At 50.0% G+C, this 25,855-nt stretch carries 26 protein-coding genes and 1 riboswitch; of the genes, 8 read left to right on the top strand and 18 right to left on the bottom strand.

Going from position 1 to position 25,855, the window contains the following annotated elements; all coding sequences use genetic code 11:
* Positions 1–6: 6 nt before the first annotated feature.
* The 4 genes from ACW9JV_RS02715 to aroD form a co-directional block, all read right to left on the bottom strand.
* Complete coding sequence (locus tag ACW9JV_RS02715; RefSeq protein WP_457331104.1) at positions 7–645, bottom strand: bifunctional 4-hydroxy-2-oxoglutarate aldolase/2-dehydro-3-deoxy-phosphogluconate aldolase; 639 nt, start codon at positions 643–645, stop codon at positions 7–9.
* An 11-nt stretch (positions 646–656) separates the two neighbouring features.
* A complete protein-coding gene (locus ACW9JV_RS02710) occupies positions 657–1,613 on the bottom strand; it encodes a sugar kinase (protein ID WP_457331102.1) in 957 nt (318 codons plus the stop codon).
* Between the two features lie 104 nt (positions 1,614–1,717).
* Positions 1,718–2,296, bottom strand: a complete 579-nt coding sequence (locus ACW9JV_RS02705; RefSeq protein ID WP_457331100.1) for a shikimate kinase — start codon at positions 2,294–2,296, stop codon at positions 1,718–1,720.
* Positions 2,297–2,333: 37 nt separating this feature from the next.
* Positions 2,334–3,092 carry a type I 3-dehydroquinate dehydratase gene (aroD, locus tag ACW9JV_RS02700; RefSeq protein ID WP_457331098.1) on the bottom strand — a complete coding sequence of 253 codons (759 nt, stop codon included), beginning with the start codon at positions 3,090–3,092 and terminating at the stop codon, positions 2,334–2,336.
* 133 nt (positions 3,093–3,225) lie between these two features.
* On the opposite strand from aroD, the gene ACW9JV_RS02695 reads away from it, so the two are divergent.
* From ACW9JV_RS02695 to ACW9JV_RS02670, 6 genes are all read left to right on the top strand, one after another.
* Entirely contained in the window at positions 3,226–5,193 is a 1,968-nt protein-coding gene (locus tag ACW9JV_RS02695; protein WP_457331096.1) for a putative bifunctional diguanylate cyclase/phosphodiesterase, read from the top strand.
* 91 nt (positions 5,194–5,284) lie between these two features.
* Positions 5,285–5,410 (top strand): hypothetical protein, encoded by a 126-nt coding sequence (locus ACW9JV_RS02690; RefSeq protein WP_457331094.1) that lies wholly within the window; start codon positions 5,285–5,287, stop codon positions 5,408–5,410.
* 80 nt (positions 5,411–5,490) lie between these two features.
* Positions 5,491–5,598, top strand: a riboswitch (TPP riboswitch).
* A gap of 127 nt (positions 5,599–5,725) precedes the next feature.
* Positions 5,726–6,424, top strand: a complete 699-nt coding sequence (gene tenA, locus ACW9JV_RS02685) for a thiaminase II (protein ID WP_457331092.1) — start codon at positions 5,726–5,728, stop codon at positions 6,422–6,424.
* Positions 6,421–7,020 carry an ECF transporter S component gene (locus ACW9JV_RS02680; protein ID WP_457331090.1) on the top strand — a complete coding sequence of 200 codons (600 nt, stop codon included), beginning with the start codon at positions 6,421–6,423 and terminating at the stop codon, positions 7,018–7,020. The genes tenA and ACW9JV_RS02680 overlap by 4 nt, the downstream gene beginning before the upstream one ends.
* Positions 7,017–8,693, top strand: a complete 1,677-nt coding sequence (locus ACW9JV_RS02675; protein WP_457331088.1) for an ABC transporter ATP-binding protein — start codon at positions 7,017–7,019, stop codon at positions 8,691–8,693. Before ACW9JV_RS02680 ends, ACW9JV_RS02675 begins: the two co-directional genes overlap by 4 nt.
* On the top strand, positions 8,687–9,460 hold the full coding sequence (locus ACW9JV_RS02670) for an energy-coupling factor transporter transmembrane component T family protein (protein WP_457331086.1): 774 nt from the start codon (positions 8,687–8,689) through the stop codon (positions 9,458–9,460). The genes ACW9JV_RS02675 and ACW9JV_RS02670 overlap by 7 nt, the downstream gene beginning before the upstream one ends.
* A 339-nt stretch (positions 9,461–9,799) precedes the next feature.
* Here ACW9JV_RS02670 and ACW9JV_RS02665 read toward each other — a convergent pair whose 3' ends face one another.
* From ACW9JV_RS02665 to ACW9JV_RS02645, 5 genes are all read right to left on the bottom strand, one after another.
* Positions 9,800–12,463, bottom strand: a complete 2,664-nt coding sequence (locus ACW9JV_RS02665) for an MMPL family transporter (RefSeq protein WP_457331084.1) — start codon at positions 12,461–12,463, stop codon at positions 9,800–9,802.
* Between the two features lie 49 nt (positions 12,464–12,512).
* A complete protein-coding gene (locus ACW9JV_RS02660) occupies positions 12,513–12,956 on the bottom strand; it encodes a MarR family winged helix-turn-helix transcriptional regulator (RefSeq protein WP_457331082.1) in 444 nt (147 codons plus the stop codon).
* Positions 12,957–13,225: 269 nt separating this feature from the next.
* Complete coding sequence (locus tag ACW9JV_RS02655; protein WP_457331080.1) at positions 13,226–14,164, bottom strand: AEC family transporter; 939 nt, start codon at positions 14,162–14,164, stop codon at positions 13,226–13,228.
* Between the two features lie 102 nt (positions 14,165–14,266).
* The gene (locus ACW9JV_RS02650; RefSeq protein ID WP_457331078.1) at positions 14,267–15,145 is read right to left on the bottom strand and encodes an SMP-30/gluconolactonase/LRE family protein; all 879 of its coding nucleotides are present in this window, start codon (positions 15,143–15,145) and stop codon (positions 14,267–14,269) included.
* 3 nt (positions 15,146–15,148) lie between these two features.
* On the bottom strand, positions 15,149–16,105 hold the full coding sequence (locus ACW9JV_RS02645; RefSeq protein ID WP_457331076.1) for a 2-hydroxyacid dehydrogenase: 957 nt from the start codon (positions 16,103–16,105) through the stop codon (positions 15,149–15,151).
* A 195-nt stretch (positions 16,106–16,300) separates the two neighbouring features.
* Between ACW9JV_RS02645 and ACW9JV_RS02640 the strand changes: the two genes are divergently transcribed.
* Positions 16,301–16,492 carry a CsbD family protein gene (locus ACW9JV_RS02640; protein WP_457331074.1) on the top strand — a complete coding sequence of 64 codons (192 nt, stop codon included), beginning with the start codon at positions 16,301–16,303 and terminating at the stop codon, positions 16,490–16,492.
* 52 nt (positions 16,493–16,544) lie between these two features.
* On the opposite strand, the gene ACW9JV_RS02635 is transcribed toward ACW9JV_RS02640, so the two are convergent.
* From ACW9JV_RS02635 to ACW9JV_RS02600, 8 genes are all read right to left on the bottom strand, one after another.
* The gene (locus ACW9JV_RS02635) at positions 16,545–17,297 is read right to left on the bottom strand and encodes an alpha/beta hydrolase (protein WP_457331072.1); all 753 of its coding nucleotides are present in this window, start codon (positions 17,295–17,297) and stop codon (positions 16,545–16,547) included.
* A gap of 126 nt (positions 17,298–17,423) precedes the next feature.
* Entirely contained in the window at positions 17,424–19,295 is a 1,872-nt protein-coding gene (gene ctaD, locus ACW9JV_RS02630; protein ID WP_457331071.1) for a cytochrome c oxidase subunit I, read from the bottom strand.
* 211 nt (positions 19,296–19,506) lie between these two features.
* On the bottom strand, positions 19,507–19,701 hold the full coding sequence (locus tag ACW9JV_RS02625; RefSeq protein ID WP_457331069.1) for a hypothetical protein: 195 nt from the start codon (positions 19,699–19,701) through the stop codon (positions 19,507–19,509).
* Positions 19,702–19,719: 18 nt separating this feature from the next.
* Positions 19,720–20,112, bottom strand: coding sequence for a hypothetical protein (locus ACW9JV_RS02620; protein WP_457331067.1), 393 nt, complete (start codon positions 20,110–20,112; stop codon positions 19,720–19,722).
* Positions 20,113–20,564: 452 nt separating this feature from the next.
* On the bottom strand, positions 20,565–21,458 hold the full coding sequence (locus ACW9JV_RS02615) for a cation diffusion facilitator family transporter (protein ID WP_457331065.1): 894 nt from the start codon (positions 21,456–21,458) through the stop codon (positions 20,565–20,567).
* Positions 21,458–21,883, bottom strand: coding sequence for an ArsR/SmtB family transcription factor (locus ACW9JV_RS02610; protein ID WP_457331063.1), 426 nt, complete (start codon positions 21,881–21,883; stop codon positions 21,458–21,460). The genes ACW9JV_RS02615 and ACW9JV_RS02610 overlap by 1 nt, the downstream gene beginning before the upstream one ends.
* A gap of 63 nt (positions 21,884–21,946) precedes the next feature.
* Positions 21,947–22,357, bottom strand: a complete 411-nt coding sequence (locus tag ACW9JV_RS02605) for a DUF3021 domain-containing protein (RefSeq protein ID WP_457331061.1) — start codon at positions 22,355–22,357, stop codon at positions 21,947–21,949.
* Positions 22,358–22,360: 3 nt separating this feature from the next.
* Positions 22,361–22,813: a LytTR family DNA-binding domain-containing protein gene (locus ACW9JV_RS02600; RefSeq protein WP_457331059.1), complete on the bottom strand. Its 453-nt coding sequence runs from the start codon at positions 22,811–22,813 to the stop codon at positions 22,361–22,363.
* Positions 22,814–22,996: 183 nt separating this feature from the next.
* Here ACW9JV_RS02600 and gvpU point away from each other — a divergent pair, with 183 nt between their 5' ends.
* Complete coding sequence (gene gvpU, locus ACW9JV_RS02595) at positions 22,997–23,386, top strand: gas vesicle accessory protein GvpU (RefSeq protein WP_457331057.1); 390 nt, start codon at positions 22,997–22,999, stop codon at positions 23,384–23,386.
* A 234-nt stretch (positions 23,387–23,620) separates the two neighbouring features.
* Here gvpU and ACW9JV_RS02590 read toward each other — a convergent pair whose 3' ends face one another.
* Positions 23,621–25,813, bottom strand: coding sequence for a malate synthase G (locus ACW9JV_RS02590; protein ID WP_457331056.1), 2,193 nt, complete (start codon positions 25,811–25,813; stop codon positions 23,621–23,623).
* Positions 25,814–25,855 lie beyond the last annotated feature (42 nt).

The following is a 25,855-nucleotide window of genomic DNA, read 5'->3' as shown; positions in this document are numbered from 1 at the left end:
TCTATCTTATTGCAGCGCCTGTTGAAAGGCATCCGTGAATGCCTGCGCCCGTTTGGTCAAGGCTGCTTTTTCTTCGTTGTTCCACGGCTTTTTCGTATTCACGAGAGCGCTTCCCACCCCTACGGCGACAGCTCCCTGATCCATGTAATCCTTCAGGTTTTCCGTTGTGATCCCACCGGTCGGCATCAATGGAATATGAGGAAGCGGCCCCTTGATGTCTTTCAGGTACGACGGGCCGAACTGGTTGGCCGGGAACACTTTAATGACATCCGCCCCGCTTTCGTAGGCTGTCAGTATTTCTGTCGGCGTCATCGCCCCTGGAATGCTGATCACGCCGTACCGCTTGGACATTTGAATTGTAGCCGGGTTTACCGTCGGGGAAAAGATGAACTGCGCCCCTGCCATAATCGCAGAACGGGCTGTTTCCGGGTCGAGTACCGTGCCGGCGCCGGTGATCAGTTCATTGCCGTAGGATTTGCGCAGCTTCTCGATGGCAGCAAGCACATTCGGCGTTTCCATCGTAATCTCCAGCGTCCGGACGCCGCCCTCCAGCAGCGCTTCCGCCATATCTTCTATATTGTCCGGATCTGCGCCGCGGATAATCGCCACCACGCCGTTCTCTTTAATATCCTGAATTGATGTCATATACATCCTCCTTAACGACGCACGTCTTCCGTGCCTGATTTTTCATGTACCAACGCTTCTACATCCGCCCGCTCCGGCAGGCCTTCAACGTCCCCTTCCGCCTGCGTGACAAGCGCTCCGACGGCATTACCGCGACGTACAGCTTCCACCGGCGAAAGACCGTCCAAAAGACCGGATAGATAACCGGCGGCAAATCCATCCCCGGCCCCGACCGGGTCGACCACCGTTTCCACCTGAAACGCCGGAACAAATTCCGATCCGTTTTTATTAAAATAATAGGTGCCTGTATCGCCTGCTTTCAACACCACTTCTTCCGCTCCCTGCTGTAGAAAGAGCCGCCCCAGTTCGTGTGGATCGTCCGTTCCGAACAAAAAGGCTCCTTCGGCAATGCCGGGCAGAATAATGTCTGCATGCGACGCCAGATCCAGCAGCGTTTCCCGTGCTTCTTCATCACTCCATAAGGAACGGCGCAGGTTCGGGTCAAAGACAACCTTTGCTCCATGCCGTTTGGCCGTGTTAATGGCTGCTGGAAGCATCTCCCGGCAGCTTTCACTTAATGCTGGAGTAATACCGCTGATATGTAGGTAATCCGCCTGTTTCATGTAGTCTTCATCGATGTCAGCGGTACTCAGGCGGCTCGCCGCCGATCCCTTCCGGTAGTACTGCACACGGATATCCCCCGCTTTTCGGAATTCCTTAAAATACAGTCCGGTCGGCGCTTCCGGATCCATTGTCACGTGGTCGGTATTCACACCCTCACCACGGACAAAATGAAGCATCGCTTTTCCGAGTTCATCGTCACCGACACGGCTGATCCAGCCCGCTTTGTGGCCGAGGCGGGACAGGCCGACCGCCATGTTTGATTCCGCTCCGCCGAACTTTCTGGAATAGGAATGAGCATAGCGCATAAGCCCCTTCTGGTCCGGGGTAAACAGCGCCATGGTCTCCCCTATTGTAACAACATCCATTCCGACACCCCGTTTGTTTTATAATGTGAAATTTCGTTCTGCATATATAATTCTATCGTATACCAATCCGTCTGTATCGTCAATTTCACAAAAAAGAGCACTCCTTATGGAGCGCCCCTATCGTCCGACAAATACGCAGGATACCAGTCCCATCCCAGCTTCAACAGGTGAACGATCTCGTCTGCTGTTTCTTCTTCGCCTTTTCCGTCTGTATCCACCTGCAATGTATTCAATGAGTACGCCTGCTTTCGTTCATAAAATAAAGCTTCCATTTCCTCCATTGATTTATTCTGCAGAACAGGCCGGTTGCCCTGAATGAGGGGCAGACGATCTTTCCACGTCTCCCAGCCTACATTCAGCAGCACAACAATGCAGTATTTCATGCAGGCTTCGCGTATTTCCGGCTGCATGTAAGCTCCTCCGCCAAGCGCCAGAATTTTCAGCCGTTCCTTTTCGCAGAGGCGTATGGTTGTCTCTTTTTCGAGCTCCCGAAACGTGTCTTCTCCTTTCTTACGAAAAATATCGGGGATACTCATCTTCTGCCGGGCTTCTATATAATCATCAACATCTACAAAATCCCGGTATAACTTTTTGGATAACAGGGTTCCAATCGTGGATTTACCGGACCCCATAAATCCGATCAAAACAATATTTCTCTCACGTAAAGCCGGTAACCGCTCCATTTTCTTCCCACTTTCTATCATCATTGATCCCGGTGCCTTATATCAAATATCCTTCGAGTTCTCTCATCATTTCGACCGGGATCTGGCCGGGGGCTGAACTTCTACTGCCGACAGCGAATGTAAAAAGAGAGCCAAACTGCCATCCGGCTAATCTCGAGACAGCTCCCATTTTCCCCATCGACATTGTAATCACGGGAATGTCTAGTTCCTCATCTGCTTTCAATGTTACGTTCAGAAGAGACAGTACATCATTCATTGTTTCGGGCATGACGGCTATTTTCGCCATATCAGCACCTGCATCCTCTATTTTTTTAAACATCGTCAACATTTCTTCTTCAGACGGTGTGATGGAAAAGTTATGATAAGAAAAAAGGAGGAGTACACCGTTTTTTCTGCAGAAAGATTGAACTTCTTTTATTTCAGCTTCGTCCTGCTGTATTTCATAGTCCATCATATCCACATTACCATCGATCGACAACCGGCGGTACCATTCCATCTTTTCGAATGCTGTAAGAGAAACGGTCTGCCCGCCTTCCTTTTCTGATCTTATGGTAAAAAGGAGGGGGATTCCCTGAAGACTTTCCCTCATCCGGGCGGCAGTGTCTTCTACTTTTTCTATATCTGAAAGGTCTTCAAAGAAGTCCGCCCTCCATTCTACGAGATCCGGTTTTTTATGCTGAATGGACACAGCTTCCTCCAGCACTGCACTATCCGTCTTTCCTGTGACCGGCAGGCAGAGAGAAGGTCGGCCGGTATGAAACGTATGATGTTTTGTCTGAATTACTTTTGACCGCATGTTATCCTCCTGATATTTTCGTTTCATGGAACTTTCCAAAAAAATCCGTTTCTTATGTTCCCAAGTGGATCATATGTAAGCTATAATAAAACTATTATACTATATATCCCGACTTTATCGGCAGGTGACTGACATGGAAAAAGGGGAAAATCAAAGTATAGATAGTACGGAAGACTCTATTTTTTCGATTGCTTTACTCATGGTGCTTCTGTCTTCAGCAGCAGGAGTCCTGCTATTCTATTTCGTGCCGCCGGATGCCGGCCAGGCTCTTCTTTTCACATTGATTTTTTCCATGGTTTTGTTTGGATGGTTCCATCCTTACCTGCCATGGAACAGCGGGTATTATATCTCGCTTACTCCCGTCATATTTTATGGATCTTTACTCCTCACAGGACCGGCTGACGCTTTTTTTTCGCTGGCGGTCAGCACCGCGGTGTTGAGCCTGAGTTTTTACCATGCACCCCGGGCATTGACCGGAGTGGCGCGGATGGCTGTCCTTCTTTCCATAAGTGGAATCATGCTTGCTTTCTTTCAGGAGTACAGCCCGCTTCTCTCTTTTGAAAATCCTTCGTCTCTTATCATAACAGCTTTTCACTTAATTCTCTCTACGCTGCTGGGTGTGCTTTTATTCTTATTATGGCAGAAAGTTTCAGCCAAAAACAGAGTGACAGTATCCCTTTTGTACCTTGTTATTTATATATCCGTCTTTCTCCCCAGTTTTGTCATGGCGATGAGCCTGTTTTACGAAGCACTTGGATCGGCCGGCATCCTGTTTTTTGATATGCTCCTGCTTCTGGTAAACCTCTTTTTGAAAAGTCATTACCGCTTTTACAACGACTATTATCAGGCGGCATACTTTGACGAGCTGACCGGCCTGCCGAATGCCAAAAGCTTTGATGAACATCAAAAAGAGTGGAACGGCAGGTATTATGTATTTCTGATTAACATTGATGAATTCAAGCGGATCAACAGTTATTTCGGCAGGGAAGGCGCTGCATACATATTGATTTCCTATGCCAGCCGGCTTCTTTCCCGGTGCGGATCAGACGGACGGGTCTACCGGATAAACAGCGATGAATTTGTGATCGTGGCAGGTCCGGAAATCTATGACCGGCTAAAACAGATGCTTCCTGCTGATGTGAACGAACCGTTTCTGTATCATCATGAACCTATCTATCTGGAAATCAGCATCGGTGTCAGCGAACATCCGGCTTCCCACAGAAAACCGGCACCGCAGCTGCTTCAGGAGGCCAATATGGCCATGCAGAAAGCAAAAGAAACCGAAGGGTCGTCGCTCTCCATCTATACACAAGCCCTTGCCGACGCTTCCCTTTCCTATATCAAACTGCAGCGGGACCTGCATCATGCAGTCCAGTCAGAAGAACTGTACTTGATCTTCCAGCCGCAGCTTTCTGTTACGGACGGGACTCCTTTCGGTTTCGAGGCCCTTCTGCGCTGGGAGCATCCGGATCATGGATATATTTCCCCCGGCGAATTCATCCCGGCCGCTGAAAATTCCAGTTTGATCCACCCTCTCGGCCGCTGGGTGTTAAAAGAAGCATGCCGGATGTTAAAAGAAAGACAGGATTATGGAAAAAGCATGTACAGTGTATCCGTAAATGTGTCTTTCCGCCAGTTTCATGACCCGGGATTTGAAGATTACGTCATCGACACGCTCACCCGCTTTGATATTGATCCTCGTTTGATCACACTCGAGCTCACAGAATCCGCCACCATTGATAATCTTCACGACCTGGTCCCGACGCTTACCAAATGGAAAGAAACCGGGATCAGACTGGCACTCGATGATTTCGGCTCCGGGTATTCTTCGATGAACTATATCGGCACCCTGCCGTTCGATCTGATTAAAATTGACCGTTCGTTTATCCAGGACCTTCCTGCCTCCTGGTCCAAAGGAGCTATCGTGCGAGCGGTGGTGACACTGGCCCATGATTTGAATATGAAAGTGATCGCTGAAGGAGTGGAAACGATGGAGCAGTGGCACTGGCTCCACTCTCATTCCTGTGATGCCGTCCAGGGTTTTCTCATAGGCAGAGGCAGCCAATGGATAGACGCCGGCATTTACGAATCCTTTCGATGAGAAAAGGGCGGCGTTAAAGCATATTGTTTCAGCCTCCCCCGGCGCGGGAATAAGAGAAATAACGTATTCTATCACAGAAGGGAGTATTCTGATGAGCCTGAAAAAGAAATTATTCTCGACTGCCAAGGAATATCTGAAAGATGAAAAAAACCGGGAAAAAGCAAAACAGGCAGCGTCGACGGCCGTCAATAAAGCGAAACAGATGAGAAAAAAATAGATGTACGCTGCATCATTTTTTCCGTGAAAAATTTTGACAATTCTGTGTGCGCGTGATATGATGCAGACAATTGCATAAAACGAGTCCGCTGGGGGCGCTGTAAAGCTGAGATAAGGAATGCTCGATTCCTTGGTCCCTTTGAACCTGATCTGGTTAGTACCAGCGAAGGGAAGTGGAGCCGGCAGATCTGTCTGTGGACAGTGGTGCGCTCCTGTGTGCACCATCTCATCCATAATATCTCCTATAACAGAGCCGCTCCATTTCCGGAGCGGCTCTTTTTATGTGAATAATCACAGAAAGGCAGGAGATGAAAGAATGCGATTTTCAGAGAAACTGAGGCAGAAAACGAACCACATTTTTGAGGCGTGCTATGACCACCCGTTCATTCAAGGCATCGGAAACGGTCATTTGGAAAAGGAACAGTTGATTCATTATGTGAAACAGGATTATGAGTACCTGAACGCCATGATACAGGCGCGTGCGCTCGGCATGGCAAAATGCAGCACCCGCGAAGACATGGAGATGTTTCACACCGGCATCGGATTCATTTTAAACAGCGAGATCCACCCCCACCACAATTTATGCGACCAGGCCGGCGTAGGCTACGATGAGCTGCAGGGATATCCGCTCGCGCCCGTCGCACAGCATTACGCCAAACATATGCTTCACACCGCCTATGAAGGCAATATCGGGGATATTATCGCCGCCACCCTGCCGTGCCCCTGGATTTATCTATATGTTGGAGAACGACTTGTCGAGGAATACAACCCGGATGAAACACATCCGTTCTACGGCTGGATTTCATTTTACGGGAAACAGGAAGAGCCGCGTATGCAGGAATATCTGGATAAACTGGATGCCATGGCAGAAAAAGCTTCCGACGAAGAGGTGAAACGCTGGGAAGAACATTTCGTGGATGGCTGCCAGCTCGAGTACATGTTTTTTGATATGGCTTATAAAGCAGAGGATTGGCCGTTCGCTGAAAATAAAAAGCCGGAGAGTGCAGAAAAATGAAGCAGACCCGCACCATGAATCTCCGTGAAATTGTTGTCATGGCTTTTATTTCCGCCGTCTTCGGCGTACTGTATCTCCTCTGGATCTTCCTCGGGCAGCTCGTCACCGGTTTACTCGGTCCGGTGGGCGGCGGATTGATGGCCGGTTTCTGGATCATGGCCCCCGTCGTCTGTGCGCTTATCATCCAGAAACCGGGAGCAGCTCTTGCTGCCGAAATGATCGCAGCCGGAACCGAAGTCATGGTCGGATCTGTTAACGCCGGGTCTGTTCTTATCCTTGGTTTCACCCAGGGAATCGGTGCGGAACTCATTTTTGCCATATTCCGCTACCGCAGTTTCAAACTGCCCGTGCTGATGCTGGCCGGCATGGCCGGCACAGCCGCCAGCTTCCTGACCCAGTTCGCCATGTACGGTTACAGCCAGTACGCAGCGGTTGTCGTCTGGCTCATGCTTGGTACGATGCTCTTAAGCGGCATGCTGCTAGCAGGCTGGGGCAGTCATTATCTAACTTACGCGCTGGTCCGGACCGGGGTGCTGCATAACTTTGCCATCGGCCGAAACATGCGCGCAGCGAAAAGAGAGGAATCGGCCTCATGAACGGCATTCAAACCAAAGGACTGACCGTTATGTATCCTGCGGAGGAACAAACGGCTCTGCCGCCTCTGGATCTTGACATCACCCCTGGTGAGAATATTCTTCTGCTGGGACCGAGCGGGTGCGGCAAAAGCACGCTCACTCTTGCCTTGCAGGGTTTGATTCCACGAGTGATGGATGCGGAGCGGACAGGAGAAATTCTTGTAAACGGAGCAGATCCTCAGCACTGGGAAACCTCAGAAGCATGCCGTCACGTTGGTATTCTCTTTCAGGATCCGGAAACGCAGTTCTGTATGGAAACCGTCGAAGACGAGATTATTTTCGGAATGGAAAACATCGGTCTTTCTATTGGAGAAATAGAGACAAGACTGGAAGAGGTTCTGGCCATCACAGGACTGGAAAAGCGTCGAAGTGATAGGCTGAGCAGCCTCTCAGGTGGGTTGAAGCAGAAGGCTGCCATCGCCTGTCTGCTTGCTCTGGACTCGGAGATATTTCTTCTGGATGAGCCGACCGCCAACCTGGACCCCGAGAGCAGGGAAGATATTCTTCAGTTATGGCTCGACCTCTCCGAACGGAGAAACAAAACCGTTCTGTTGATGGAGCATAAGATGGAAACCGGTCTAGAAGCGATCGACCGGGTTATTGCACTGCAAAAAGATGGGGGCGTCCTTGCTGAAGGACCGCCCCGTATCTTGTTCCGGCAGCAGTCACAAATACTTGAGCAGGAAGGTATTCGGATTCCGGAAGTCTGCCGGTACGCCCGGCAGGTCGAACAGGAAGGGGCAGTCACCTGGGACCCCTTTCCGCTCACCCTCCACGAATGGGAAATACAATGCCGGCAGCATGGCTGGACGAAAATAGAAAAGCCGGAACGAAACATCGTCCGGCCGTCATCTTTTTCCTCCCCACTCATCGAAGCTGATAATCTTTCGTTTTCGTATGAAGAGAAACGAATTCTGCATGACATTTCGTTCACTCTGCAGGCTGGAGATTTCACGGCACTTATTGGAGCAAACGGAGCCGGCAAAAGCACTCTGGCCCGCCTGTTAACAGGGATTGAGAAGCCTGGCGGCGGCACCCTTCTACGTAACGGAGTGCCGTCCAGCCATTACCGAACGGACGACATCATGAAACAGACCGGGTTTGTGTTCCAGAATCCGGAGCATCAGTTCATCTGCGATACGGTCGAAGACGAATTAACTTACGGCTGGCGGATTTCCGGCGAAAGTCCGGAATCATGGAAAACAGAACTGGAAAACATGCTTGACCTTTTTCAGTTACAGGAAAAAAGGCACGCCAACCCCTTTTCCTTAAGCCAGGGACAAAAACGCCGCCTGTCGGTTGCAACGATGGTGACGAGCGGGCAGGAGCTTTTGATTCTCGATGAGCCGACATTCGGACAGGATGAAGCCGGGACGAGAGCATTAATGAGTATTCTCCAGCAGCTGCATGAGAAAGGGAAAACGATCCTCATGATCACCCACGATATGGAGCTTGTCGACCAGTATGCCGAAACTATAATTCTCCTGCACGACGGTAGCATTGCGTATGAAGGCGCCACGGACCCTTTCTTTGAACAAAACCAGCTTCTACAGAAAGCCTCCGTTCAGGCACCGGTAACCCGGGAATTGAGGCGGTGGACAGCCGCTCCTGAAAGGCAGGGGACGCCATGTTAGAACACTTCCAGCAGAAAGACCGCTTTCTGCAGAACGTCAATCCGTCCCTGAAACTTGCTGCCGTGCTGCTGATCATTATCGTGATGATCCCGGTGTTTGATCCGTGGACGCCGCTGCTTTTATTTGCGGTGACCATCTCCATGATCATCGGGCTGGGAGGCGTCTCTCTCCGCTTTCTGGGAATGCTTCTGCTTCCCTTCCTTCTGTTTGCCTTCAGTTTCGTCTGGATCCAGGTCGTATTCCCGGATGAAAGGGGAGACACCGTTTTATTTACAATCGGAACAATGCCTGTCGCCCTTGAAAATGTATCCACCGGGATATCCCTTGGGATGCGTGCGCTTGTTTTCGGTTCCTGGTCGCTGTTGTTTGTGCTGACCACCGAACCGTCCCGTTTCATGCTCAGCCTCATCCAGCAGTGCCGGCTTCCTCCCCGTTTCGGGTATGGAATGATGGCCGCCTACCGTTTTCTCCCGATGTTCCGCGATGAACTGCGGCAGATCCGCACGGCCCACCGCATCCGCGGGCTTGGGGAAAAACGAGGACTGCGGCAGTTCAAACGGTATTTTATCCCGTTAATGGCCGGTGCCATCCGCAAAGCGGAACGGACCGCGGTAGCCATGGAGTCCAAAGGCTTTGACGGACGACGGACGCGCACCTTTTACCGCCGCATCCACTGGAGCCGTTATGATGCTTATTTTGCCGGATTGTTTCTCCTGATCATAACCGCTGTATGGTTTGTCAGTACGAACGGGGCCGGGATAAAATAAGACGATCATGTCAGCCCGGCTCATTTTCTGAGTCAGTCCATTAGAATCCTGAAAAGGAAGAAATAGTGTCCCCCGGACGTTGTCCTGGGGACACTATTTCGTTAAAACCAGGCCATAGCAGTTTCCAGCGGATGGCCTGAAGCCGCTGTACGCCCGTGATAGAGTCATAGTGTCCTCAAGAACATCCCTTGTAGACACTAAACGTACCGGCGTATACATTCAGAGTCCCCATCCTTTAAAAATCAGCATTTCTCTGCACACTGCTGTTTCTCAGCATCTTTCTCTCCGGACGATGCCGGCGTTTCAGCAGCACAGCAAGCCATCGTCCGGATTTTAATATTATCCAGCCTCTTCCTTCGATCTGCGTTCAGAAGATGACGCGGGGGCATCATTGATGCTGACAACGGCCGGAATGAACAACGGCAGGATGACAAGGCCGAAAAGCATCAGTCCGATGACGACAACGGTGCCTACCTGCATCAGTGTCAAAACACCGGATGGAATCATCGCGCCGAACGTACCGGATAAAATGATGGCTGCGGTGATAATGACAGTGCCCATTTTCACCATCGCTTTCAGCAACCCTTCACGTACGCCGAGAGCCGCCTCTTCCCGGTACCGGTCAAACAGAAAGATCGAATAGTCGACCCCGAGCGCAACGAGCATGACAAAGCCGAAAAACGGAACCGGCCACATGATACCCGGATAGTCGAGTCCATTCACAAAAATCATTTCCGCCGCGCCCATGGCGGTATAATACGCCAGCAGAAGCCCGCCGAGTATGAAGACAGGTTGAAAAAGCGAGCGCAGGAGTACAGCCAGAATGAGAAACAACCCAATCAAAATGATGATAATCGTGTTGGTGAAGTCTTCGGATGAGATCTCCTCCAGGTCTGCATTGGTTCCGGGTACCCCGCTGTAGGTAATCCTATCGTCTTCAAGCGGTGTGCCGGCAGTTTCCTGGGAAACGATCTGTTTCACCTGATCCACCGCTTCAATCGCTTCGATGGAATACGGATCTTCCGTGAGACTCACTTCCATTGTCATGCCGGTTTGATCCCCAAAGGTATACTGATCAACGCCATCCTGAAAATCTTCGTTTTCAAGCAGTTCATCAGGTACATATACACCGCTTCCCCGGATGTAGGAGGCTTCCGAGGCGTTCGCCGTATAAGTCCCGGCATCCTCCAGGCCGGACTGAATCTCTTCCAGACCGTCGATGGCATCCTGAACACCGTTGGTCAGCTCATCCAGACCGGCTGCCAGATCGTTCGCCTGTGCCTGCTGCTGATTGTTCATCTGCCGGCTTCCCTGCTGCAGCCCGTTTTGTACGTCGGTCAGGCCCTGCTGTACACCGGCAAGCTGGCGGACAGCTCTTTGTGTATCACCGGTCTGCTGCAACTGACTGGAAATGCTGCCGACCTGGCTGTTGATATTTTCAATGCCAGAGACCGCTTCGTTCAGAGATCCCGCGCTGCCGGAACCGGCACCCTGCACTTGACTGTTCATATCCTGCAGGCCGTTCCGTACATCACCCAGACCGTTCTGGACATCTTCCAGGCCGTCGCGGGCGTCTTTGATCCCGGTAGAGATGTCTTCCAACTGGGTATCCACATACATATCATCCAGCACGGAACCGGTCGGCCGGGTCATACCACGTACCTCTTCCACCGCGTCTGATCGTTCCAGTGTATCAGCGAGTGCTTCTGCCGCTGCGATTTTTTCTTTAGTTACCATGTCGTCTTCCGACTCGATAACCATCTCCAGCGGGAGCGCGTCCCCCATACCGAAGGCATCTTCAATCACTTGCAGGCCTTCCACCGATTCGGCGCCCGCACTGATTTCATCTGTGTTGTTATAAGATATATCGTTATCATAGGTTAATAGAAAGGGAAGCGTAACCACGGCAGCAACGAGAATCGAAAGAACCGGGCGGAACACCGAAAGCCGGCCCATAAGCCCCCACAGTTTATTATCCTGATGCTCGGATCCTCTTTTCGACGGCCAGAATAACTTATCTTTCAACACAGCCATGAAAAATGGCAGCAGCGTATACAAGACAAGAAGCAGGACAACAATACCGACAGCCACGCCGACAGCGGACTGGAAAATGGCAAAATCCGCAAAACCTATCGCCGAAAATCCGACCAATACGGCAAGTCCGCTGTAGAGCAGTGTTTTGCCGGCTGTCTTATAGGTGTTTACAATCGCATCCGTCACCTGCTCTCCGGCACCAAGTTCTTCTTTATACCGGCTGAGCAGCAGAATGCAGTAATCGGTACCGATTCCGAACAGCACGGCTACGAGAAATATCTGCGTGTACGTGGACAGGGGAAAACCGATACTGTCCGCCAGCAATGCAATAACCGACTGGCTCAACAGATAGGTGACCGCGACCGAAATAAGCGGTATAAACGGTGTCACCAGCGCACGGAAAACAATAAGCAGCAGCGTGAAAATCAAGACGACGGTAATCCCTTCCGTCCGTTCCAGACCATCCTGAGTCGTTTCATCCACGTCATGACTGATAATGGCATCTCCGGTAACATACCGGTTCATTCCATCCGGAACGCTGAGAGACTGAACCGCTTCCCCGGCCTGCACCGCCTCATCTTCTCCTCCTTCGACGGAAATTGGTACGAGCACCACGTTCTCCTCTTCAGAAACGAGCTGGTTCCGCACTTCTTCCCGCTCAAACGGAGAGGTAACCTCTGTAATATGTTCATCTGATGACCTGATCTCTTGAAGGAAACCTGTAATCTCCTGTTCTTTTTCGCCTGACAGGGAGTCCTGCAGCTCCAGAACAAGGCTGATCGACTCCGTTCCTTCCCCTGCATCATTCAGTATTTCCTCTGCCTGCTGCGAAGTCATTTCCGACGGCAGCTGAAAACTGTCTTCGTCTTCGGCGAGGCGTGACAAATCCGGTGACAGCAAAAACAGCAGCACCGTGACCGCAAGAAGGGCCGCTGTAATCACCCACCGGAATCTTAATATCGTACGCATGGTTATTCTCCTCCTTTTCCTCTGTAAACCCATGAAGAACAGGAGCGGTTCAGGCCTGGTTTTTCAGCAGTGATTTGACTTTCTGGAAAATGTAGATGAACTCATCGACCTCTTCCTCTTTTATGCCGGACAGGACCGAACTTAAGTATTCATTCACCTGCTGATTGGCCGCTCTATAGGCAGAAGCCCCTGCTTCGGTCAATTCGACGTATTTTACACGCCGGTCTTTTTCATCCGGAATCACCCGGACATACTCTTTTTCCACTAATTTTTTCAGACGGCTGGACGTGGCGCTTTTATGTCCCCCCTGCAGCTCCGTTAACTGTTTGGAGGTCATCGGACCGCGGCGTTCCAGTAAATTGAGCATTTTGATCTGTTCCATCGAAAATTCCTGGTGAAGTTCATTTTCCACCTTCCGGAACACTTCGTTCTGCCCGTCGATCATCACCTCCGTAAATAAACGGATCGCTTCCTCCATTCTATTTTCGCTCATATAAAGTTTACCCCCTAAACCACAATATAGTTTAACCCTTGAACTTTTTGTCTGTCAATGAATTTATGTTTTAAACCGGCAAGAGAACGTTATCCAAAGAATGCAGAGACCTAATGGACTTAAAAACAAAGGTAAAGGACAGCAGTGCAGTAGATTCAGCCTCTACTGTCCTCCTGGACGATTCTAGAGGACAGTGTCATGAATTTTTCCAGTGCTTCCAGTCGTTAAGAACCATTTATACCCATTTATGTACAACATTCCTTCTCGTCTCACGTTAACAGCAGCAGCAGAATCATCAGAGTTCCGATCGAAACGACCGTCGAAGCTAGAACCACCGCAGGAATTTCTTTTTCAAGCACCCGGTACTGCTGCGCGAATACGTTCACTACGGCACCGGTCGGCATGGCCGAAAGCAGAATCACAACGGCCGCCCAGAGCGGTTGGATGTCCAGGAAAAAAGTGACGAAGATCCAGGCGGTAAGCGGCATGACAAACAGTTTCAGTCCAAAGACCGCCATCCATGCCTTTCTGTTTGTTCTATCCTTTTCTCCGCTCCGGCTTTCCTGCACAAGACCGAGGCCGATCGCAAACAAAGCTGTCGGACCGGCAGCCCCGCCTAAGGTGTCCGTGAATACAGCGATTGTTTCCGGCACAGGAAGCTGCAGAAAGGCGGTCCCGCTGCCGAGAAGCAGCGAAACATTGATTGGATTCTTAAAAACCGCCCCCGCCAGGGCAGGAAGAATAGAAGTCTGGTGACGGGATGCTCCTTCGAGGGCAATGACAACGAATGTTACCAGCAGCAGATCACAGCTGAATGATACCATCGCAGCCGGCACAGCAGCTTCTGGTCCAAAAGCGGTGACGGCAAGTGGAATGCCCAGAAAACCCGTGTTACCGTAAGATGAGGCCATACCGTATAGTACGCTTTCAGTAAAAGACTTTTTAAACAATATGGAAAACATCATCAGCGCCAGCAGCATCACCGCGGCACATGTCATCACGTTCACGCCGATAAAGGAAAACGACGTGATCTCCTTCCTTGAGGCCTCCGCCAGGGATATATACAAAAGAGCCGGCAGTGCAAAATAATAGATATAGGCGTTCAGCACCCAGGCTCCGCTGCTCGGAATCAGGGAGAAACGCCCCGCCAGAAAACCACAGATCATTATCGCAAAAATGGGAATAATCACATGAACCAATGTCTCCACGGCGTTTCTCCCCTTTTCCCCCAGCTCTGTCTTTCATGCAAAAAGCCTCAGCCTGCCGGGAGACTGAAGCTTTGCTTTCCTGGTTTTGCTCTATGCCGTGTCTCACGAACCGAAACGATCGGACAGCGTTCCCTTTACGCCAGGAGCTGCCGCAAACACCCCGCCGGCGTGAGGCTCATGTTCAAGCTGATCCTCTTTCAGGTTGTTTCGGGCGGTGGTGATATACAGTGTCCTCAAATCTTTTCCGCCGAAGACACATGACGTCACCTGGCTGGCGGGCACATCGATTTCTTCCAGCCGCTCTCCTGTTTCAGGGTTCCAGCGGCTCACCTTCCATCCCCTGAAATGAGCGATCCAAAGCATTCCTTGCGCATCAATCGTCATGCCGTCGGGACGGCCGTCATCCCCTGTAAAACGGATAACCGGACGACGGCTGGAAATCGCGCCGCTTTCTTTATCATAATCAAACGCGCTGACCTCAAGCGTCGGCGTATCAATGTAATACATTACTGTGTGATCCAAGCTCCACGCCAGGCCGTTGGATATGCTGATCTGGTCCAGTTTCTCCGTACAGGTGAAATCATGGTCCAGGCAATAGAGCGCCGCATCCCCCTGCTGTTTGGAATAAGCCATCGTACCGGCCCAGAAACGTCCGGCAGGATCGCATTTGCCGTCATTAAACCGGTTACCCGGAAGGTGATGCTCCGGGTCTGTTACTGGGGCGAATGTCTCCTGGTCAAAATCAATGTTATAAAACCCGTGCTGCATGGCTCCGATCAGTTCCGTATTTTTATGTACCACGACAGCCCCCGGCTCCTGACCGGCATTTATCGTTTGATTGTCCTGATTTTCCGGGTTATAGCGGTGGATGTTTTCTCCCATAATATCGACCCAGTATAACACATTTCCATGCTCATCCCAGGTCGGACCTTCTCCGAGCAGTGCTTTTTCATCTATAATGAGATCCGCTTTCTTGTTCATTTCCTATCCTCCCTGTATCACATGTTCCGGTGTCCGTCCTTTGACTCCGTCCACGCACTGCCGGGCCGCGTCCACGGCCATCGCATGCCTTGTTTCATGGGTCGCGGTTCCGATGTGCGGGAGTGTCACGACATTATCCATGGCCAGCAGCGGGTTTTCCGGATCGACCGGCTCCTGTTCAAACACATCCAGGCCGGCTGCGGCAATTTCTCCATCTTCGAGTGCCTGGATTAAATCTTTTTCCATCACAACCTGTCCCCGGCTTCCATTCAGAAACACAGCATGACGCTGCATGCTGCGGAATGCTTCCGCATCGATCATTCCGCGCGTTTCTTCTGTTAAAGGCGTCAACAGCATCACTATATCCGAGGACTGCAGGAGATCCGGCAGGTCCGCGTAGGACGCCCCGGTATTCTTTTCCGCTTCTGGTTTCTGACGGCGGTTGTAATACAGCACATCCATATGAAATCCGACAGACGCGCGGCGTGCCACTTCTTCGCCAATCCGTCCCATCCCGATAATGCCCAGTGTTTTATGATGCACATTGGTACCGAAATGTTCCGAGGTCAGCGGTTTTGTCCATCCGCCGTTTTTGACCATGCTGTTCAGTTCCGGTATGCGCCGTGCAGTGGCGATCATCAGGCCTGTCATCGTATCGGCCATGGTATCAATCAGCACCGATGGAGTGTGGGTCGCCGTAATGCCTCTTTTTGTAATCGCTTCCATATCAAGGTTATCATAGCCGACCGACACATTGCTGATCACTTTCAGCTTCGGCGCGTGCCGAAGCAGCTCATCATCAATGGGCAGGCCGGCACCGTATAAGGCATCTGCTTCTGCCAGCTCCTGATAAAACCTCTCTCTTTCCTTTTTCGGACGAACCACTTTCACATCTGCATGGTCCTTCATGAATGCAAGGACATCTTCCGGCGGTTCCACATACGACAAGATGACTGCCATTTCCCTCATCCCCTTCCCTGTAAACTGTCTTCTGCTTCTATTTTATCACACTTCTGCTGCGATGGGTCGGGAATAGACCGCTTTGTTTTTCCCGGAGGTTTTCGCCTGATACATTAAGGTATCCTTGTATTTTGTTTGAATCACCTCATCAACGGGAAAATCACGTACTAACATTCCTAAAGAGGTGATACAGAGATGGAAGGTAAAGAAGGCTGGAGCGACAAAATCAAAGGTGCCGTCAGTAAAGTAAAAGGAGAAGCAAAAGATCAAATCGGCAATGCAAAAGAAGATACGGAGCTTCAGGAAGAAGGAAAACGGGATAAATCAAAAGGCGACCTCCAACAGGATGTTGGTGAAATAAAAAATAACGATGAAAATAAAAAGTAACCGAAAAAACCGTCCCGCTTGCAGCCAAGCAGGACGGTTTTTTCGGTTCTATTTAAATCGTCGTGGAAGTCAGGCCGTTAATAAACGCGATGCTTTCAATCGCAATCATTTCTTTATCATTGTCAAGCACGGCGACGTGATAGCTGTCATGCATCGGAATCATCCGCTTATTTTCAGAGGAAATCGTGTAGTATATATCTTCACTGTTGGCAGGCGGTACGACATGATCCACATCGGATACAAAAATCCGTGCCGGTACCCGGATATCCATTAAACGATCACGGGTTTCCAGCATCAATGCAGAGAACTCACGGTAAGATTGGACCGGCGTTTTTTCATATACGATTTCATGCACGTTTTCCTGTTTGATGTCCGGCGGCCCTGTCTCCACAAATCGTTGATCCGGGAGCTGCTCCGGGCTGACACCGGGAATTTCAATAGCTGCATTGATCACAATAATGCCTTTTATTTCAGGGAACTGTTCCGCCAGATGAAGCGTCAGCGTTCCCCCCATTGATAAACCTGCCACATAAATATCGGTGCAGGTTTCCTTTAAAAAGTGAAATCCTTCTTCGACCGAATTACACCATTGCTGCCAGGAGGTTTGTTCCAGATCTTCCGGATGCGTGCCATGTCCAGCCAGGCGGGGGCCGAAAACGGTGAATCCCGCTTCATGAAAACTTTCTCCCAAAGGGCGCATGCTCTGGGTCGATCCCGTGAATCCATGAATAACCAGTACACCGGTGTCATTTCCTTCAAAATAGAAAGGTTCCGCCCCTTCCATGACCGGGTAGTTTTCTTCCATCTTTCTCCCCCTCCCGAAAATGGTACAATACTACTTTCCTCACAGGATAGCGTAAAACCTTCCATTTGTCATGAAAAAATGTCATCGTTCACATATTTTTTACATCACTCTCCGCCGATTTTGGGGTCAGGAATGAATGGATCGCTCGATTTTTTCCACAGTCTCCTTCGGAATATGCCATCCATGATCTTCTTTCATAGAATGAACCACCATGGCGCCAAAGGTGAGAATCACTCCTGCTCCGATCACCACAAAAGGCGGCAGCCACGGATTCTCCATCGTCAGCATAGACATCCCGAGCCCCCACCAGAACAAGCCAAATGCCATAATGAATGGCAGGATGGAAGGATTCGGCATATGGATGGCATCCACAGGAGTTGCTGCTTTCATATGGCCTTCTCCATGAACTTTTTCATAAAACCACGGATCCAGTGCTCGTACCTGGGGAACCTGCGCAAAATTGTACTCCGGCACAGGGGATGGCACCGACCACTCCAGCGTTCTTGCATCCCATGGATCTCCGGTTCTTACCCGTTCCCCTTTCCAGGCGGAATAGATAATATTGATGACGAGAACGATCACTGCCGCCGTCATTAAAAACGTCCCCATCGTTGAAATGAAATTATACGTATTCATTCCTTCCCCGTCCATGTAAGTAAAGTAGCGCCGCGGCATGCCGATGATGCCGAGAATGTGCTGTACAAAAAAGGTGACGTGAAAACCGATGTACATAAGCCAGAACATCAGTTTTCCCAGTGTTTCATTCAGAAGATGGCCGAACATTTTTGGATACCAATAGTAAAGACCGGCCAGCAGTCCGAGAATGATGCCGCCGATAAAAATATAGTGAAAATGCGCAACGACAAAATACGTGTCGTGATAGAGATGATCCACCGGTGCCATCGCCACCATCACACCGGTCACCCCGCCGAGCACAAATGTCGGAACGAACGAGGAGGCACACAGCATGGCTGTGGTAAATGTGATTTTCCCGCCCCACATCGTGAGCAGCCAGTTGAATATTTTAATGCCCGTCGGAATTGCGATCGCAAAGGAAGAAACGGCAAACACCGAATTGGAAATCGGACCGAGCCCGACCGTGAACATATGGTGCACCCACACCATAAAGCCCAGAAAGGCAATGAGAAGGACGGCAAACACCATTGTCGTATAACCAAACAGACGCTTGCGCGAAAAAGCCGGTACCACTTCTGAGATAATACCGAACGCCGGGAGTACGAGAATATAGACCTCCGGATGGCCGAATATCCAGAAGATGTGCTGCCAGAGGATGACATTCCCTCCTGCATCCACCTGAAAAAACTGCGCGCCGAACAAGCGGTCCAGCATCAGCATGGCAAGTCCGGCTGCAAGAGGCGTAAAAGCAAATACAATGAGGATGGAGACGATAAGCGTCGTCCAGCAGAACAGGGGGAGACGCATCATTGTCATCCCCGGTGCCCGCATATTAATGATCGTCACAATAAAATTGATTCCTGAAATCAGCGTACCCAGTCCGCTTACCTGCAGTCCAAGCGCATAAAAATCCATCCCGGAGGACCCGTAATCACGGGTGGATAACGGTGTGTAGGCAAACCAACCGGCATCCGGACCTCCTCCCAGGAACCAGCTAATGCTGAGAAGCAGCCCGCCGAAGAAAAAGATCCAGAACCCGAGCGCATTCAAAAACGGAAATGCTACATCCCGTGCTCCGATCTGCAGCGGTACGATATAGTTCATAAAAGCAAAAATCAGCGGTGTAACAGCCAGAAAAAGCATGATGGTTCCATGCATTGTCAGCATTTCATTGTATGTCTGTCCGGACAGAAAGGACTGTTCCGGATACATCAGCTGCAGCCTCATAAGAAGAGCCATCACTCCGGCTTTCATAAAAAAGAGGGTCCCGCCGATTAAGTACAGCACCGCTATTTTTTTGTGATCCACCGTTGTCATCCAGTCCCAAAGAACACTTTTTTTCTGATATGCTGCTTCCATCATTTATTCAACCTCCCGGATTCATTGTTTCCAACCCGGAAGACTCCTATACCGAGGCTTACATAAGAAAAACGAAACATTGTAAAGTCATGCCGGTCTCGTGTTTTTGTTCCAATTTACCCCCAGGCTCAAATCAATCTGCTGCATAAAAAACAGGCAGCTGCTTTTGCTGCCTGTTTTCCTTCATACATATAGAACAATAATATAATAGCAGTTAGGATTCCTTAATTGTCATCAGTTTTACGGAATGTGGAAATAATTCCTCTTTAACTTTATCATAAAACTTTCGCGCCTGGCTCTTGCATTCAAATGTTACTTCCTCGTTCTCGATATCTCCCGCGTAAGGCTCCAACCCTACTTCATTGCCCTGTTGATCGACAGCTACGATCAAATACTTTTCATTTTCCATTGTTCTTTCCCCTTTTCTTTACTGGTTCTTTCCACAAGTCACATACTGATTCATAAACGTTTCAATATCCGTGTGGTTCGAAGCTCCATCGTATTTGTCACGAGTTTCAGTTCCTTCCATGACATAAAGGGAAGGGAAACGGTTCACGTCGAGATATTGAATGACCTCTTCTTCCTTGGAAGAAATGATTTGAATGTTTACTTTCTCTGTGCTGCATTGATTGCTTTTATTTAACAGTGCTTTGTAATAAGGCTGCTCCGCTTCCATATTTTCATCATCAGAAAACAATAACATGGAGGTTTCCGCGTCAAGCTCCTGGAGCATAGCGGGCTGGCTTTGCGCGGCGCAGGCGGTTAACGGCAGAACCAAAAACAACAGGACGGCCGCCATCCGCGGTGCAGTGCTCGGCATATTCAAGTTCTTCCTTTCTCTCACGCCTTTTCAAAAGACCCGCATATCATAACTATTTTATCATATACCTTGTCCGGCGGGAGATAAAACTTGTTTCATGGAAACATACGATAATTTAAATCTTTCTTCCCAGGTCGATCGTTGAATAAGAATTTTTCGTTTATGATTCCAAAGACTCGGGTATATTCCAGTAAACTTGAAACCTACGTCAGGCAGCAAAGGAGAAACGTCATATGGAACACATCCAGCACCGAATATCTTCCTATTGCAACGTGGTTCAACGAGACGTTAATGTCGAGTTTTCCATCTTACTTACGGGAGGAAATCTGGAGTTCTGTACGACATGTACAGGTATTGAAGAAAAATGCCGGGAATGCCCTGTTGTTCAATATAATGAGTCCTATCCGTCTTCCATACAGAAACGGCTGCCACCAGTGTGACAACCGTTTTTTTTAATGGGGATGAGGATCTGCGAGGCTGCAGTCTTCCGCCGTGAATTCCGTTTCGATCGTAATATGCTCCAGCGGGTAGTGTCCCAATGCTTCTTTGATGGAAGATTTGACACGCATGACTTCCCCTTTGCTGATATCTTCACAGAGGACGACGTGGGTCGAGAGAACGTGCTGCTCCCCATCGAGCGACCAGATATGCGTATGATGCGTATCCTCCACATTGGGAATGCTGCGGATGCTCTGTTCGATGGCAACTGCATCCATTTCTTCCGGGACCGCGTCCAGGAAAAGGAACAGCGTTTTTTTCAGGTTCTTTAACACGTTCATCAGAATATATAACGTGATCAGAACGGACAGCAGCGGATCCAGAATCGCAGCATCCCAGAACATCATGACGACACTGACGATAAAGACCGCGACCCAGCCGAGCACATCCTCAAGAAGATGCCAGGAGACCACTTTTTCATTCATCGAATGTCCGGACTTCATTTTCAGCACAGCCGCCCCATTTACAGTCATGCCGAGCAGGGACAGCAGAAGCATCCCTCCGGCGTTCGGTGATTCCGGATTCAACAGACGGGGAACCGCCTCCGATAGAATAAACAAGGACCCCGCGGTCAGCACAAGGCTGTTAATTAAGGCGCCAAGCAGGGAAAACCGGCGGTACCCGAACGTAAACGTATCATTGCTTCGTTGTTCCGATTTATGCTGGAGAAACCAGGCTGTCCCGAGTGAAAGCGAATCACCGAGGTCGTGAATGGCGTCCGAAATGATCGCCATACTGTTTGTCAGAATGCCTCCAATCAGCTCAATAATCGTAAATCCGAAGTTCAGAAAAAAGGCGGTCTTCATGTTGGAATGGCTGTGATGATGGTGATGGTGATCGTGGCTCATCAGCTTCCGGCCTCCACAGCGGTGCTTTCGGCTTCTCGTACGGTCAGCTCCTGCTGATGGTCGCCGGCCAGCTTCACCATCTCTTCTACATGGCTGTCATCGAGCGAGTAATAAACCAGTTTGCCTTCTTTACGGTATTTTACAAGGCCGAGCTTCCGCAGATACCGCAGATGATGGGACGTAGATGCGGTAGAGGCGCCAAGCAGATTGGACGTATCGCACACGCACAATTCCCCCTCTGCCTCCAGGGCCTGAAGCACTTTCATGCGGCTCTTATCCGCCAGCCCCTTAAACATCACAGCCATCCGCTCCACCTGCTCATCATCTATGGATGCCTGCAGGCGCTTTACTTTTTCCTCGTCCACACAGGTGACGTCACATACATCGTCCCTTGCCATAGGATTCATCCCTTCTTTTCTGTCCATTTCATGCTGTCCTCATTATACTATATTCAAGTGTATATTTGAATGTCTGCTGAAAAAACAGGTTTATCTGTCCGTCAGCGCTTTGTTCAGTTTTTTCATTTCATTGTAGAAATAAATGAAGAAACTGAGCCATATGACCAAATAAATGACGAGAAACATTCCCATACCGATCATAAAGCCGGGTATAGTAAATGGAATCCACCCGATCACAAAGGAAAGGACAAAATACAGGGTGGTGACGGTTATAAAGTGAATCACCGTGCGTCCGGCGAGACTCATGTCTTCTTTCGCAAAAATAAGGGCCCCGACGCTGAAAAACCAGCCGCAGAACATGCTTCCGAGCGAATTTGTCACAAAGCTTCCTGCATCCAGCTCTTCAACACCACCGAAAAAAATGAAGCCGTAATGAATAAAAATACTGACCAATGCACCGAAGCAGATACCGATAAAACTCTGGTACAAAAAAGTTTTCATCGTTTATCCCTTTCCTTTCCATTGTATTTTTTCCTTAATGCTGTTCACATATTTTCTGGAGACATATTCTTTTTCCCCTGTGCGGAAATACACACAGAGAGACCCGCTGAACGACGCTTCAAACTGTTTTAATTCATCAAGATTCGCGATAACCGATTTGGATAACCGCGCGAACTGCCCAGCCGGAAGTTGGTCTTCCAGCTCATACAGCCGCTCTTTCATCTGAAACGTTCCTTCTTTCGTCTTTGCCATCACTGTTTTTTCAAAGGTATAAAGGTAAATAATGTCCGGCGCCCGGAAAATATGCCGTTTCTCTCCATCCATGCCGGCAAAATAGACCCGTTCCTGTTCCTTGAGCCGGCCGAGAAGCTGTTCCACTTCTTCATCCCATACATGAGACCGGATCAGCACTTCCTTTTTTTCCAGTTCTTCATCAATCTCTACACGGATTTTCAACGGTCTCCTCCTTCCTCAGCTGTTTTCAGTATATAGAAGACAATAATCATTCGTACAGCCGGTGCCGCCAAGTGGTCGCCATTCCGTTCCGTCCTGCATGAATATTTTACTGAGAAATTGGATTAATAATGGCGGGCGCAAGGGTAAAGAATAACAGTATACAAATTGGAGGGGTTGGAGAGCATGAAAGAAGTACAGGAAGACAAACACAGTGATTATGTCCTGCGGTACCTCGTGCGGCTGGCGGATAACGGAGCGGAGATGGATATCACGCTGAATGTCGGAGGCGCTACCATCACCGGGGTATTGATCGGGAATGTGAAGTATCTGGAAGAACTCGAACGCACCCTTCACCGGGGTAACAGTGACCTGGAAGGAAAGATGACAACGTTTTTTGAAAAAATGGCGGACAAGTTTCAGCGGGAAACCGACCAGGATGAATACGAAAGCGGATATCTCCACCTCCGCAAAGCAAAACTGGTTGATTCCCAAGGGAAAGTGCCGATTCACGGAAGCCTTTGGAGAGGAAAGATTTCCGACGTCAACGGCTTCAGTTTTGAATCCGTGCAGTAAAAAAAGCGGGCCGGCCGGGTCCGCTTTTTTCTGTAATCCAAAGGGGACGCGCTTTTGTAGACATTTTCGGGCGCAGAATGTCTGCAATTTCTGTATTAGAGCCATAAACCTTTACACCAGAGACGAAAATGGTTCGAACAGAGCGATACGGGACACCTCCCCCCTTTTCCAGTAAAAACCTGTCCACTACATAGGAATAGTGGACAGGTTCTGATCCAGAATGTCTTGATCCAATTAAGATTCAGCAGATCCGGCGGCGGCCTGTGCAGCTTTGGCTTCTCGCCGTCTTTTATGCAGAATCGGCTCGGTGTAGCCGTTCGGCTGGCGCCGTCCTTTCCAAATTAAGTCGCAGGCGGCCTGGAAGGCGGTGGAGTGTTCCAGGTTATCTGTCATGGGGACATACCCCTCCACTCCCTCGTTCTGTTTATCAACCACAGCCGCCATCCGTTCCATCGTTTCCTGAAGCTGTTCTTTCGAGCATATCCCGTGATGAAGCCAGTTGGCGAGAAGCTGGCTGGCAATGCGGAGCGTCGCCCTGTCTTCCATTAATGCCGTATCATGAATATCCGGAACTTTGGAGCAGCCAATACCCATTTCCACCCAGCGGACAACATATCCGAGAATGCCCTGTGCGTTATTGTCGAGCTCCTCCTGAATCTCTTCGGGGGTCCAGTCCGGATTTACGGCGGCGGGCACCTGGAGCATCTGTTCATACAGCGTATCCAGCTGTCCATTCAGCCCCTGCTGAATCTCTCTTACATCCACCTGGTGATAATGCACAGCATGCAGTACAGCCGCCGTCGGGGACGGGACCCAGGCGGTATTCGCCCCTGCATTCAGCTGTCCTGATTTCTGTTCCAGCATCGCATTCATCCGTTCCGGCATGGGCCACATTCCTTTGCCGATCTGAGCGCGGCCCTTCAGCCCCGCCTGCAGACCTTTCAGAACATTGGCCGTTTCATACGCCGTAAGCCATGTAGACGTTTTCATTTCTTCTTTTCGTATCATCGGTCCAGCTTCCATCGAGGTATGAATTTCATCCCCGGTTCTGTCCAGAAATCCGGTATTGATAAAAACGACCCGGTCCTTCACTTCCCTCAGGCAGGCCTGCAGGTTCAGCGAAGTGCGGCGCTCTTCATCCATCAGCCCGATTTTCAGGGTGCGGCGCTCAAGTCCCAGCAGATCTTCCGTCCGCTCAAACAGCCCGTTCGTAAAAGCAGCTTCTTTTGAACCGTGCAACTTCGGTTTCACAATATAAATCGAATCCGCGGCCGCATTCTTGTAACGACCGTTCTGGAGAATATCATGCTTGCCGATCAGGCTTGTTACTACCGCATCCAGGATTCCTTCCGGTATTTCCCGGCCTTCTGCATCAAGAATGGCAGGGGTTGTCATCAGGTGACCCACATTACGGATAAACATATGGGAGCGGCCGGAAAGCGTCAGCTCATCGCCTGCCGGTGTATCATAAGTACGATCCTGGTTGAGCACCCGGCTTACGGTCCGGTCCCCTTTTTGAAACGCGGCGGTCAGATTGCCTTTCATGAGGCCGAGCCAGTTCCGGTAGACCTGTACTTTGTCTTCGGCATCCACTGCCGCTACCGCGTCTTCACAATCCATAATCGTTGTCACCGCTGCTTCCAGCACCACATCTTTCACACCGGCAGCATCCGTCTGACCGATTGGATGAGACGGATCGATCTGGATTTCCACATGAAGATCGTGATGTTCGAACAACACTGCCGCAGGCGTCTGTGCTTCTCCCTGGAATCCTTTGAAACCGGAAGGATCTGCTGGTTCTGTCAGCGTTCCGTCTGCGAGTTCCACCTGCAGTCTTCCACCGGAAACGCTGTAAGCCGCTGCGTCTCTATGAGACCCGTGCTGCAGCGGCACCGTGTCATCCAGCCATGCTTTTGCCCAGGCAATCACCTTCCGGCCCCGCTCCGGATTGTACTCCTGCGTCATACTGGCTCCGCCTTCTTCCGAAATTACATCCGATCCATAGAGCGCATCGTACAGGCTGCCCCATCTGGCATTGTCAGCATTCAGAGCATATCTCGCATTATCCAGAGGCACAATCAGCTGCGGGCCCGGTTGATCCGCTATTTCTTTATCCACATTTTCGGTTGTAACCTGGATGTTTCCGGCCTCCGGCTCCAGATAACCAATGTCTTTCAGAAACGAACGGTAGGCGCCGAAATCATAGTCTCTCCTGTTCTCGCAGTGCCATTCATCGATCTGATTCTGGAGGTGCTCCCGCTTTTCCAGGAGCACCCGGTTTTCTGGCGCCATTTCTTTCACTATACGGCTGAGACCATTCCAGAAAACTTCCTTGTCCACCCTTGTACCCGGAATTGCTTCTTCATTAATAAAGGCATAAAGTTTCCGGTCCACCTGCAATTCCCCTGCCTGCACAAAGTCGTTCAATACCGTCCCCTCCTCCATCATTGTAATAAAACAGAAATTTCA

This window comes from Salibacterium sp. K-3 (genome assembly GCF_054052005.1).
This window is presented reverse-complemented; position numbering and strand designations above follow the sequence as displayed.